General features: G+C 39.1%; 12 protein-coding genes. 5 read left to right on the forward strand and 7 right to left on the reverse strand.

The annotated features are described in order from the left end of the window. The first annotated feature begins 83 nt into the window (after positions 1-83). A complete protein-coding gene (gene ftsY, locus ACIR310F_RS0120145; RefSeq protein ID WP_028085383.1) occupies positions 84-1,532 on the forward strand; it encodes a signal recognition particle-docking protein FtsY in 1,449 nt (482 codons plus the stop codon). A gap of 724 nt (positions 1,533-2,256) precedes the next feature. Further along, positions 2,257-3,648, forward strand: coding sequence for a PP2C family protein-serine/threonine phosphatase (locus tag ACIR310F_RS0120150; protein WP_028085384.1), 1,392 nt, complete (start codon positions 2,257-2,259; stop codon positions 3,646-3,648). 375 nt (positions 3,649-4,023) lie between these two features. Here ACIR310F_RS0120150 and groL read toward each other — a convergent pair whose 3' ends face one another. Next, complete coding sequence (gene groL / locus ACIR310F_RS0120155) at positions 4,024-5,694, reverse strand: chaperonin GroEL (RefSeq protein WP_028085385.1); 1,671 nt, start codon at positions 5,692-5,694, stop codon at positions 4,024-4,026. A gap of 183 nt (positions 5,695-5,877) precedes the next feature. On the opposite strand from groL, the gene ACIR310F_RS0120160 reads away from it, so the two are divergent. Next, positions 5,878-6,966, forward strand: coding sequence for an MraY family glycosyltransferase (locus ACIR310F_RS0120160; protein ID WP_028085386.1), 1,089 nt, complete (start codon positions 5,878-5,880; stop codon positions 6,964-6,966). A gap of 64 nt (positions 6,967-7,030) precedes the next feature. Here the strand turns inward: ACIR310F_RS0120160 and fabG are convergent, their stop codons facing one another. Next, complete coding sequence (fabG, locus tag ACIR310F_RS0120165; RefSeq protein WP_028085387.1) at positions 7,031-7,771, reverse strand: 3-oxoacyl-[acyl-carrier-protein] reductase; 741 nt, start codon at positions 7,769-7,771, stop codon at positions 7,031-7,033. Positions 7,772-7,996: 225 nt separating this feature from the next. Between fabG and ACIR310F_RS0120170 the strand changes: the two genes are divergently transcribed. Next, positions 7,997-9,013 (forward strand): sulfate/molybdate ABC transporter ATP-binding protein, encoded by a 1,017-nt coding sequence (locus tag ACIR310F_RS0120170; protein WP_028085388.1) that lies wholly within the window; start codon positions 7,997-7,999, stop codon positions 9,011-9,013. 178 nt (positions 9,014-9,191) lie between these two features. Here the strand turns inward: ACIR310F_RS0120170 and ACIR310F_RS0120175 are convergent, their stop codons facing one another. The 3 genes from ACIR310F_RS0120175 to gatA form a co-directional block, all read right to left on the reverse strand. Then, positions 9,192-10,187: a protochlorophyllide reductase gene (locus ACIR310F_RS0120175; protein ID WP_028085389.1), complete on the reverse strand. Its 996-nt coding sequence runs from the start codon at positions 10,185-10,187 to the stop codon at positions 9,192-9,194. Positions 10,188-10,249: 62 nt separating this feature from the next. Then, entirely contained in the window at positions 10,250-10,408 is a 159-nt protein-coding gene (locus ACIR310F_RS26445) for a hypothetical protein (protein WP_196803266.1), read from the reverse strand. A gap of 8 nt (positions 10,409-10,416) precedes the next feature. Further along, positions 10,417-11,877 (reverse strand): Asp-tRNA(Asn)/Glu-tRNA(Gln) amidotransferase subunit GatA, encoded by a 1,461-nt coding sequence (gatA, locus tag ACIR310F_RS0120180; protein ID WP_028085390.1) that lies wholly within the window; start codon positions 11,875-11,877, stop codon positions 10,417-10,419. A 220-nt stretch (positions 11,878-12,097) separates the two neighbouring features. Between gatA and ACIR310F_RS0120185 the strand changes: the two genes are divergently transcribed. After that, entirely contained in the window at positions 12,098-12,433 is a 336-nt protein-coding gene (locus ACIR310F_RS0120185; RefSeq protein ID WP_028085391.1) for a XisI protein, read from the forward strand. Positions 12,434-12,458: 25 nt separating this feature from the next. On the opposite strand, the gene ACIR310F_RS0120190 is transcribed toward ACIR310F_RS0120185, so the two are convergent. Continuing rightward, positions 12,459-12,758, reverse strand: a complete 300-nt coding sequence (locus ACIR310F_RS0120190) for a type II toxin-antitoxin system RelE/ParE family toxin (protein ID WP_028085392.1) — start codon at positions 12,756-12,758, stop codon at positions 12,459-12,461. Further along, positions 12,755-12,982, reverse strand: a complete 228-nt coding sequence (locus ACIR310F_RS0120195) for an addiction module protein (RefSeq protein WP_028085393.1) — start codon at positions 12,980-12,982, stop codon at positions 12,755-12,757. Before ACIR310F_RS0120195 ends, ACIR310F_RS0120190 begins: the two co-directional genes overlap by 4 nt. Positions 12,983-13,120: the final 138 nt, after the last annotated feature.

The raw sequence follows: 13,120 nt of genomic DNA on the forward strand, positions 1-13,120 counted from the left end.
GTTAAGGCTTTTCTTTCTGCTTCTTCCTTGACTTCTAACTCCTTCCATGCTTCCTAATTAAATTCTTATCTAAATCAACTACAATGGCTTTTAATTGGTTTAATCGTCCCCAGACTCAATCCGCTGATACTCCCCAAACAGAAACACCCGCTTCTTCAGCAACTCCACCGGAAACAATAGTACCAGATACAGAGGATTTGTTAGCTTTCGCCAAAGCTGCGTATAAAAATATTCAAGAAAAACAACAAGTAGAAACAGTAGCACCTGTAACTGTTGCAGAAGAGACTATTCCTGAAAAAATAGTAGCCACAGAGGAAGTAATTACACTGGCTGAAAATGCAGTAGAAATTACCGAAGATATTGTTAACGAATTACAACCAGAAGTAGCTAATTTATCTTTTTTAGAACGGGCTGCGGCGGAAAGACAAGCTAAACAAGAGAAATTGATTGCTAGTTCCATAGAAACCGAAATTCCAGAAATACTGACAACAACCACGGAAACAGAGGTAACAATTCCCGAATTAGTATTTGATGATGGTTTTAGATGGTCAGCAGAGGTTTTAGCCGCCCAAGGGAGAAAAGCGGAAGATATTTCCCTAGAAGAGATTACTTGGTTGAAAAAACTGCGTCAAGGTTTAGATAAAACCCGACGAAATATTCTTAATCGCCTAAAATCAATTGTTGGTCAAGGTCCGCTCAATCAAGATGCTGTAAATGAAATTGAATCACTACTTTTACAAGCTGATGTAGGTGTAGAAGCAACCGAATATATTATTACTGCGCTACAAAAAAAATTACTCGCAGAAGTAACTCCACCAGAACAAGCAATAGCCTATCTTAAAGAAATTCTTAGAGATATGCTAGATGCACCCTTACAAAACCATGTAAAATCTAGGTTCGCCCCGGAAAAAGATACTCTCACGATTTGGTTAATTACTGGGGTTAATGGAGCGGGGAAAACTACAACCATAGGTAAAATTTCTCACCTAGCGCAAAAATCCGGTTATAAATGTTTAATTGGTGCAGCTGATACATTCCGTGCGGCTGCGGTGGAACAGGTTAAAGTTTGGGGGAATAGAAGCGGTGTAGAAGTTATCGCCAATCCAGGTAAAAACACTGATCCGGCAGCCGTGGTATTTGATGCGATCACCGCTGCTCAGGCTAGGGAAACTGAACTATTATTAATAGATACCGCTGGAAGACTGCAAAATAAGAAAAATCTGATGGAGGAACTCAGTAAAATCCGCAAAATTATCACCAAAAAAGCTCCTAATACCCATGTTGAATCTCTTTTAGTTCTTGATGCTACTCTAGGACAAAATGGACTGCGACAAGCGGAAGTATTTTCCCAAGCAGCCCAACTCAGCGGCGTTGTTTTAACCAAATTAGACGGAACAGCTAGGGGAGGTGTCGCCCTGGCTGTTGTTCAGCAGTTAGGCTTACCTATTCGTTTTATTGGTGCTGGTGAAGGAATTGAAGATTTACGTCCCTTTTCTAGTTATGAATTTGTAGAAGCACTATTGAGCGGTTGATATTGCTTTTGATTGAGATGTAACGCCAAAGCAAGATTTATAACTGTCCGGGCTTGAAGTATCTGGAACAAATTTCTTCATCGTACTGAGTCAAGTATATAACTAAAATTACAGTTAGGTCATTTGTTGTAATTTCGGGAACGTACCGGATATTTTAGTGTGATCTAGACCAATGGGGTTGGTGTTAGCGTCGGAGTCCTTAAATTGCGTAAATTAGGTTTATCTATGTTACCTAAAACTTACGTATTTATGGAAACAAAAGAGAATTTTTCCATGAAAGAAATCTATCTGCGGAAATATTGACAAAATTTGTGGTATATAGGTTAAAAGCATGATGACAACTCTGTTTTTCACAAAAACCCAACTAACCAAAAATCATCAATTAACTGACCATAAATCTATGTGGTTTTTGGTTTGATGATTACTAATATCTAGCCTGTAAGGAATAAAGGTAATTTTATTGATGATAAACTTTATATTTCTCAAGATATATGAATGGCTAATTCAATTATGGAAAAATTGGAAGCCTCTGATTAATACTGATTACTAAAGACATATTTTTGACAAAATCAGAAGATTAATCATCAACCACAAAAATTCCGTCCTACCCCGCTTCTACTCTTGCTAAAATAACGAATCTTAGCCAATATAATTTAACAATTTATCAAAAAAGAGTATTTACAAATAACCACAAATTTGCTATTATCAATTGCAATATTAACCTGTGTCACAATTTCCTCCTCATTCTACTGATAGTAATAACAGTGCCACAACAGATGTCACTCCTGTGGTGGCGCTTAAGGAACTCGTGGCCAGGCTACATCGAGAACAAAATAAAATTCAAGACTTGTTGGGTTCTTTAGGATTTGCTCTCAGAAGCTTCCATAATTTAAATCAGTTTTTAGAATTGATTCCTCTTATGGCCACAAAAGTGACAGATGGAGAAGGTAGCGCACTTTTTCTTTATAAACCCAATGGACAAATTAGATTAGAACAATTACATTGGCAAGACAGTCAACAAAGGAAAAATATTAGAAAAGCCCTAGAAACTGCTAGTAGTCAAATTACCCTTTTAAATCATTCCGTTCCTCCAACTATATCTACAGGTATTTTAGATGAACAAATGCACCGTTATCTGGGTGCAGATGTGCAAATCTTTGGTACAGCCATTTTAGTTAAGCATACAGAACGAGGTTGGCTTTATGTTCTCAGTCGTGATCCTGAATATAGTTGGACAGAAACTAGACAAAAATTAGTCCGGTTAGTAGCAGATCAAACAGCAGTTGCCATTGAAAATGATGAACTAGCTGTAGAATTAAGAAAGAAAGAACGTTTAGATCAAGAATTAGAAATTGGTGCGGAAATTCAACGCCGACTTTTACCGCGTCAATGTCCCAATATTCCGGGTTTGTCTATAGCAGCACGCTGTAAACCAGCTAATCGCGTCGGTGGTGATTATTATGATTTTATTCCTACTAAACCCAACCCACAACAACCTACGGCTACGCCACCCATGATATCAGAAAATGCTAGTTGGGGTTTGGTAATTGGGGACGTTATGGGTAAGGGTGTCCCCGCAGGTTTAATTATGACCATGTTGCGGGGAATGTTAAGGGGTGAGGTATTACATGGTAACACTCCAGCCGGAATTTTGCAAAATTTGAATCGTGTTATGTATGCGGATTTAGAAAATTCCCACCGCTTTGTAACTATGTTTTATTCAGAATATGACCCGCAAACGCGGATTTTATCTTATAGTAATGCAGCCCACAATCCGCCTTTGTGGTGGCACGCAGGGACCAAAACTGTTACACGTTTGGATACCTTGGGGATGTTAATTGGTTTAGATGCTAATAGTGAATATGAAGACGCTCAAGCCCAGTTAGAAGTTGGGGATATAGTTATTTATTATACTGATGGTTTGACTGATGCGGCGGCCGCTGGAGGCGATCGCTTTGATGAAGATAATTTTATTACATCCTTTAGAACAGCTTGTAAGTATTGTAATAGTCCTCAAGAAATTGTGGAATATCTATTTGATCAAGTTGAGAAATTTATCGGCGCTGATAGACAAAATACGGATGATATGACATTGGTTGTTTTGCAAATTGTGTAATAGATATCCGACTTCTTTGAGAAGTCAAGGATCTGAGTAAAGTTTAATTTATTGTACTTTTCGTGGTTTATCCAGTTGCCAAAGAGACGTAGTATGGGTTACTATACTAATGATGCTTCTTTTTCTTCTCCTTGTATCTTATCTTCGTGTTCTTCGTGTCTTCGTGGTTCGTTAAAAAGTAATTTAGTAGGTTGGGTTGACGCAAGGAAACCCAACAATAATCAATAACAGCGTCACGTGAATTAATGATAATAAATAATTAAAAATAATGATTGTTTCCTTTTTGTGACTCCACTGGAATGATGACAAAAACCCACCCCTACTAAGTTGAGGAGTGGGTAATTCTATAAATTATGGATTTGGGTGAGTGGCAAATTAGAACATACCCATGCCGCCCATACCACCCATACCGCCCATACCGCCCATACCGCCCATGCCGCCCATGCCAGCATCAGGAGCAGCGGGTTGTTTCTCAGGTTTTTCGGCGATAATAGCTTCGGTGGTGAGTACCATACCGGCAATAGAAGCAGCATTTTGTAAAGCGGAACGAACGACTTTGGCAGGATCAATGATACCAGCAGCAATTAAGTCTTCAAATTCCCCTGTCGCTGCGTTATAGCCAATATTTAAGTCAGTTTCCCGGACTCTGGAGACAATTACAGAACCCTCCACTCCAGCATTGTCTGCAATTTGTCGCAGGGGTGCTTCTAAGGCTTTTTTGACAATATCAGCACCAATTCTTTCTTCAGGGGAGAGTCTGGCTTTAATTTCCTCTACCTTAGTAGATAGATGAATCAATGTTGTACCACCACCGGGAACAATACCTTCCTCTACCGCTGCTTTAGTGGCATTAAGTGCGTCCTCAATTCGGAGTTTTCTGTCCTTGAGTTCAGTTTCCGTGGCTGCACCAACTTTAATCACAGCAATACCACCGGCTAACTTAGCAATGCGTTCTTGCAGTTTTTCGGTATCATAATCCGAATCAGTTTCTGCCAACTGTTTGCGAATTTGAGCAATTCGTTTTTGGATTTCTGGTTTAACAGTGTTACCAGCGACAATTGTGGTGTTTTCCTTGTCAATGTTTATTTTTACAGCAGTTCCCAACATTTCCAAAGTAGCGGTATCTAAGCTTAAACCAATTTCCTCAGAAATTAATTGTCCATCGGTAAGAATGGCAATATCTTCTAGCATAGCCTTGCGGCGATCGCCAAAACCAGGGGCTTTAATGGCAGCTACAGCCAACACACCACGAGATTTATTCACAACCAGGGTTGCTAAAGCATCACCATCTACATCTTCAGCAATAATTAGTAAAGGTTGACCTAAACGGGCAACTTTTTCTAAAATAGGTACTAGATCTTGGATGCTGCTGATTTTTTTATCAGTAATTAGGATGCGGGCATTTTCAAATTCTACTGTCATCCGTTCGTTATTGGTGATGAAGTAGGGAGAAATATAACCCCTATCAATTTGCATTCCTTCAACTACTTCTAATTCAGTAGTGAGAGATTTAGATTCTTCCACAGTAATGACACCATCTTTGGTTACTTTCTCCATGGCCAGTGCCAGCATATTGCCAACTTCAGCATCATTACCAGCAGAAACTGTGGCTACTTGAGCGATTGCACTTCCTTCTACAGGTTTAGCAATTTTGGCAATTTCTGCTACCAGTCCCTCAACGGTTTTATCAATACCCCGTTTCAAACTTATGGGATTTGTTCCCGCTGCAACATTCTTTAAACCTTCCTTAATCAAGGCTTGTGCTAGAACTGTAGCAGTAGTAGTGCCATCGCCAGCTATATCCTTGGTTTTAGATGCTACTTCCTGAATCAGTCTAGCACCAGTATTTTCTAAAGGATCTTCTAATTCAATTTCTTTGGCAACGGTGATCCCATCGTTAACAATTTGGGGAATACCAAATTTTTTCTCTAATAGAACGTTCCGTCCTTTTGGACCTAAAGTGATCTTCACCGCATCTGCTAGGGCGTTAATACCCTTCTCTAAAGCACGCCGTGATTCTTCCTTAAATGCAATAACCTTGGCCATGTTTTATTTCTCTATATACTTCCATTAGATAATTTAGCACTCACTGACCAAGAGTGCTAATTCCTGTTCATAATTTATTTCTTATTTCACAATTGAGATGAACAATCAAAATCCCAAAATACATTACTATCAACAGTTGATACTAATATTTAACTATAAAACCCATGATTGTCTTGGGAGCAAATGAATCTAGAAAACTTCCTTATATCCCTTGGCATTGCTAAACCTAGCGGGTCCGGCTGGTTAGCTGTAGTGTTTACATTTCTATTAGCTTCAGGTGTCACCTGGTTTTTAATTCCCACAATTCGCAAATTTGCCCTAGAGGTAGGTTGGGCAGACCAACCCAATGCCCGACGACTGAATCAAGAACCCTTGCCTAATGCCGGCGGTTTGGCAATCTACGCGGGTGTAATTGCAGCTTTGGTCCTAGCTAGTCTCTTACGGCCAATTGAAATTCAGGGGGTTTTGGCTCAAGTCTTAACCATTCTCCTGGGAGGTTCAATTTTAGTTCTGGTTGGCTTTATTGATGACCAATTTGGTCTACCTCCCTCTGTGCGGTTATGGGCCCAGGTGACGACAGCACTTTTGTTAGTTGGTAACGGTATCAGCATTAAAGTTGCCTTTGGTACACCTATTGATTCTCTCTTATCTATGGCCTTAACTGTACTGTGGGTAGTAGGAATCACTAATGCTATTAATCTCATGGACGGTATGGATGGTTTAGCAGGTGGTATCAGTTTTATTACTGCTATTAGTTTATTAGGAGTTTCCGCCCAGTTTGATAATCGCGCTGCTGCTACTTTAGTTCTAGCGGCTTTGGGAGGGGCTGCCTTGGGTTTTTTACGCCATAATTTTTACCCCTCACACATCATTATGGGTGATGCTGGAGCATACTTTTTTGGTTATGTTTTAGCAGCAACCAGCATTTTAGGTAAACTTCAACAAAATACTGTTTATGCCCTCATACCTACAGTTTTATTTCTGTTATTGCCAGTTATTGACACTACTCAAGTGTTTATACGCCGGATTATGGCCGGAAAAAACCCTTTGAGTACACCTGGTAAGGATCACCTGCACCACCGTTTGCTGGCTTGGGGAGTATCCCAACGCAATGCGGCTTTTATCTTATGGTCTATTACTTTGGGCTGTAATTTGCTGGCTATGAAAGTCCAGGGCATGACTTTATCTGTGATCCTGGCTACTGCTGCTGGTATTATCTTGCTGTTAGGCTTTACTGTTTGGCAAAGAATACTCAATAATCAATGCAAATGATTATAAGCATAGATCCCTAACTTCTCAAAGGGGTCAGGGATCTGTGTATTTTAGTATGATCAAACTACATCACCATGCCACCGTCAACATTAAATACTTGTCCAGTGATGTAGGCCGCTGCGGGATCAGATGCTAAAAATCTTACCATACCAGCAATTTCTTCCGGTTGACCAAAACGCCCCAGAGGAATATATTGTAAGATTCCTTCGGCTTTAATATCGCTGGTCATGTCAGTAATAATAAAACCCGGAGCAACGGCATTTACAGTAATTCCACGGGAAGAAAGTTCTTTGGCTACGGTTTTGGTAAAACCAATCACACCCGCTTTGGCGGCACTGTAATTGGCTTGTCCAGGATTGCCCATTTGTCCAGCTACGGAAGCAATATTAATAATCCGCCCTGAACGTTGTTTAAGCATAATTTTACTGACTGCTTTTGTACATAAAAATACGCCAGTTAAATTAATGTCTATCACTGCTTGCCATTCTTCTAATTTCATTCTTAGCAGCAGGGTATCACGAGTAATACCAGCGTTATTAACTAAGATATCCACTCGCTGGAATTTTTCTAAGGTGGTTTTAATCAGTGTATCTACTTGATTCTCTTGAGAAACATCTCCTTGAATAGCAACTGCTTCACCTCCGGCTGCGGTAATTTCTGCTACCACTTGATCTGCGGCTGCGCTAGAACTAGCGTAGTTAACAACTACTTTTGCACCTTCAAAGGCTAATTGTAAAGCGATCGCTCTGCCAATTCCTCGTGATGCACCAGTGACAATTGCTACCTGATCTTTTAATAAACTCATCTCATTTTCCTCAATCTTTGGAGATATCGCGCTCATTATTTTATGGTAATTTGGTGAGGAGATCAGATATTTTCTGAATCCATTATCTTTCATCCCATCTGAAAAACAGACTCAAAATCTTTTCATTCACAAATTTTAATCACAACACGGCAAATATTTATGATATAAGTAAAGTACGGTATTCCTACTTAAAAACCGTAGATTATTTGCAGAGGTGTAGCACCAGTGGGTATAGTAGTAGAAAACGTTTCTAAACAATTTGGTAGTTTCCAGGCCGTTGCACAGGTAAATCTGGAAATTCAAAGTGGTTCTCTCGTAGCTTTATTAGGTCCATCTGGATCTGGTAAATCTACTTTATTGCGGTTAATCTCTGGTTTAGAAATGCCAGATACAGGTAAAATTATTCTGACAGGGAAAGATGCTACTTATCAAAGTGTGCAAGAACGAAATATTGGCTTTGTCTTTCAACACTATGCTCTATTTAAACATTTAACTGTTCGTAAAAATATCGCCTTTGGTTTGGAAATTCGCAAAGCTCCGCAAAAGAAAATTCAAGGTAAAGTAGAACAGCTACTGGAATTAGTACAATTAAGCGGATTAGGCGATCGCTACCCTTCGCAATTGTCTGGGGGACAAAGACAACGGGTAGCTTTAGCTAGAGCATTGGCTGTAGAACCCAATGTACTATTATTAGATGAACCTTTTGGCGCACTTGATGCTAAAGTCCGTAAAGACTTACGAGCTTGGTTGCGTCGTCTGCATGATGAGGTTCATGTTACCACAGTTTTTGTTACCCATGACCAAGAAGAAGCAATGGAGGTTGCTGATGAAATTGTAGTTATGAATAAAGGTAAAGTTGAACAGGTAGGAACACCAGCACAGATTTATGATCATCCTGCATCAGCATTTGTGATGAGTTTTATCGGTCCTGTGAATGTATTACCTAGTTCTGCTAAAATTTTCCAAAGTAGTGGATTTGAGTCAACACATCCAGAAACATTTTTGCGTCCTCAAGATATCATCATTGAAACAGTTGCTAATGGCACAACAGTACCAGCTACAGTTAGTAGAATTATTCATTTAGGTTGGGAAATTCAAGTAGAATTAACCTTAGATGATGGACAAATGATGACAGCCCATTTAACACGGGAACGGTTTGATGAATTAAAGCTAGAACCACAAGAAAAAGTTTATGTCAAGCCTAAAGATGCTAAATCCTTTCCCCTTTATTATTCAATATAAAAGAAAAGAATGTAAAGCCAACGATTAGTAATGTAAGGCAATCAAACAGTAATGTAAAGCTAACAACTAGTAATGTAAGGCAATCAAACAGTAATGTAAAGCTAACAACTAGTAATAGATAATAAATAGTTGACGATTGACAACTTTAAATTATCAATTATCAACTATCAATTAGCAATTAGATAAGAGATTTTGCCTTTTCAGACTCTTTTCCTAAGCCAACCAACCGAGCGCTAAGTTCCCACATCAGTTTACCTTTTTCGTCATCTCGTGCTTGGGGAGAAACTTTTTGTACAAAAGATGTTCTATCCTTCTTTTGACGATTTCCCCAACTCCAATAAATACCAGATTGTTTGTATTCAGGGTCAGCAACTACCATAGCAACACGCTCTCCTGATAATTCCTCAGAGACAAATCCCCCAGTAATATATTTTTGAAACAGAGGGAAAAGTTTTTGAAACTGAGGGTAATGATTACGGAATAAAGCCGTTGTGGCTACACAACCAGGATAGAGAGAACTGAAGGTAATTCCAGTAGATTCATGAAAACGGTTATGTAGTTCACGCATGGTGAGAACATTACATACCTTACTATCTTTATAAGCCTTAACTGGTTCAAACTTCTTACCGTTAATCATTGTAATTGGGTCTTGAAAACCTGCCGCAAAACCCTCAAAATTACCCAAATCTGGACGAGGGGGAATTTTACCACCCAATTCATCTGGGTTATGGGTAACAGTTCCTAGAATGACTAATCTTTTATCAGTAGCAGATGACTTTTGCAAATCTGGTAATATCAAATTACACAGTAGGAAATGTCCCAAGTGATTTGTAGTGACAGTTAATTCATAACCTTCGGGAGAAAATAAAGGCTCTTTAATTAAAGGCATATAAATAGCAGCATTGCAAACTAAAGCCTCTAAACTTCTACCAGTAGCCCTAAAATTGTTGACAAATTGCCTAACGCTTTCTAAAGATCCTAAATCAATGTGCATGAGTGTGTAGCTATTTGCAGGTATTTCCACGCTTTTAGCAGCTTTTTCGGCTTTGATTAAATCACGACAAGCCATAATAACGTGCCATTGTCCTCTATTAGCGAGAGCCTTTGCTGCTTGTAAACCTACTCCCGAAGAAGCACCTGTAATGATTACGGTTGACTGACGATTTTGTTCCATTTGTTTATATTGTTTCGATGATTGTTGAGTTTAAAAAAACAGTGTATATGATCTTGATGATCTCATACTTTTGAAATTTCTATGGTAATTGACAACCAACCACCGACCACTGACAATTGACAACTAACAACTAACAACTGACAACTAACAACTGACAACTGACAACTGACAACTAACAACTGACAACTGACAACTGACAACTGACAACTAACAACTGACAACTAACAAATTAAACAATTTTTGGTTTTTGTAAATGCCAATTAGTTGATTGTTCATAAGCATAAGCTACTTGGAAAAGTTGCTCTTCTCCCAAGGCTTTGCCAACTATTTGTAAACCAATTGGTAAACCTTGACTATCAAAACCACAGGGTAAACTAATTCCCGGTAAACCAGCTAAATTAGCGGGAATAGTCATTAAATCATTCAAATACATACTCAAAGGATCGGTGGTTTTTTCGCCAGCTGTAAATGCGGTAGTGGGTGCAGTGGGAGAAATTAAAACATCTACTTTTTCAAAAGCTTTTTCAAAGTCTTGTTTAATTAAAGTGCGGACTTTTTGCGCTTTCAAATAATAGGCATCATAATAACCAGCGGAAAGGGCATAAGTACCAATCATAATCCGGCGTTTCACTTCAGCCCCAAAGCCTTGAGAACGAGTCCGGGTATACATTGATAAAAGATTATCCGCATCAGGAGAACGTAAACCATATTTAACGCCATCATAACGGGCTAAATTAGCTGAAGCTTCCGAGGGGGCGATAATGTAGTAAGTTGGTAAACCATAGCGGAAACTGGGACAGGAAATAGGATGAATTTCTGCACCTAATTCTTGTAGTTGTTCAATAGCTTTATTAACAGCAGCTTCTACTTGAGGATCTAAACCTGCACCAAAGGTTTCTGTAATCACACCAATTCTCAATTTTTTGCCAACTTTGAGATCCGGTTTTAAACTAGCTGCATAGTTAGGAATTGGGACCTTGAGACTGGTAGAATCTTGGGGATCATAACCTGCGATCGCACTCAATAATATAGCTGCATCTTCTACACTGCGTCCAAATGGTCCAATTTGGTCGAGAGAAGAAGCATAGGCCACCAAACCATAACGGGAAACTAAGCCATAGGTCGGTTTCATTCCTACCACACCGCAGAAAGACGCAGGTTGACGAATTGAACCTCCGGTATCAGAACCCAGAGAAACCACACATTCATCTGCTGCTACCGCTGCTGCTGAACCACCCGAAGAACCACCCGGAACACGGGATAAATCCCAAGGATTAGCGGTAACTTGATAAGCGGAGTTTTCTGTAGAACTCCCCATAGCAAACTCATCTAAATTAGTTTTACCCACCATGACACCCCCAGCATCAGCTAGTTTTTGGGTAACGGTGGATTCGTAAGGGGGGACAAAATTTTCTAAAATCCGGGAAGCGCAGGTGGTGACAATCCCTTTTGTACATAAATTATCTTTAATGCCGATGGGAATCCCGGCTAACAGTCCAATTTCTTCTCCCGCAGCGATTTTTGCATCCACAGCTTGAGCTTGTTTTAAGGCTTGTTCTGTCGTGACAGTGAGGAAACTGTGCAGTTTGGGTTCTAACTCTTGAATCCGATTTAATGCTTCTTGGGTAATTTCAACGGCAGAACGTTCTTTAGTGATTATCTGTTCGTGTAATTCGCGTATGGATGCCATAATTGTTATCTTTAAGGAATCAAGCCATTGATTTTAGCATTTCTAGGGCTGGGGATTGGGGAATTTGCATCTCAAGTTACAGGAGATTTTTTTTCACGCAGAGGCGCTCCAGGCGCGGAGGGAGTTTTGAGAGTTTAGTTATACTAAAAATATTACTTTTAAGAACAAGTGAAAATCTGAATTTACTTGTTTTTAATTCTGATACTGAGAGGATTACCCAATGGATACCTTAGATAACTATCGCCGGATTATTAAAGAAGTGTTAATACCTTATACCCAAATTCCTTATTCCTATGGAGTGATTGAATGTAGAACAGTTTTTGATAGTGAAAATGATAGCTATTTACTAATAACTCTTGGTTGGGATAGTGCTAAAAGAATTCACGGTTGTTTAGTTCATATTGACATTATTGATGGCAAAATATGGGTACAAAGAGATGATACAGAAGATGGTGTTACTTATGAATTAGAAGCAGCAGGAATTACTAAAGATAAAATTGTTTTAGGTTTTCATCCGCAAAATGTTAGGCAACATACGGGATATGCTGTTATTTGAGTTGCTTTGGACAGAAAGAGAAATTTTATTCAATTCTCTTTAACCACTGTTTTGGATTGCGTTTTGCATGGAAGCAAGCAAATACAAAAACAGTATCTTGGTCAAAAACATAGAGAATTATATAAGGAAATCGGCGGATTAATACTCTTCTTACCTGTTTATAGGTAACTTGGTAAGCAAGGGGTTGTCTTCCAATTCCAGACAAACAAGCATCAACAGCACGAACAAATTCCGAACCTAAACCTGGATTTTGGGATTCGTACCACTCAAAAGCATTTTGGATATCGTATTCTGCTTCTGGCTGAATAATCAGGTTATAGTTCATTGGGAAAATCCTAACCTTTTTTTAACTTCTTCCCAACTAGAACCGTTTGTAGGGTTTTTTTTGTAATTTTCTAACCGTCGCTCTAATTCTTGTTGTTGTGCTGGACTCAAGGGAAGTTCTTGTTGATGTTCTAAGATGCTGTCCCATAAATCTTCAGCAAGTTGAATACGTTCTGCAATGCTGAGTTCAGCAATGTCAAATTTTAAGAGGGGATGGAGACTCATGAGTATAGAGTGAGGGGTGAGCTTTTATCTATTTTATAACATTGGGGGGATTTGATTGTTGTGGTTATACTGATATAGCAATCCTAAATGATACGTGAGAGTTCAATAAGGCTCAAGTGCTTATAAAACAAGGATTTT

It is taken from the genome of Dolichospermum circinale AWQC310F (genome assembly GCF_000426925.1).
Classification (GTDB): domain Bacteria; phylum Cyanobacteriota; class Cyanobacteriia; order Cyanobacteriales; family Nostocaceae; genus Dolichospermum; species Dolichospermum circinale.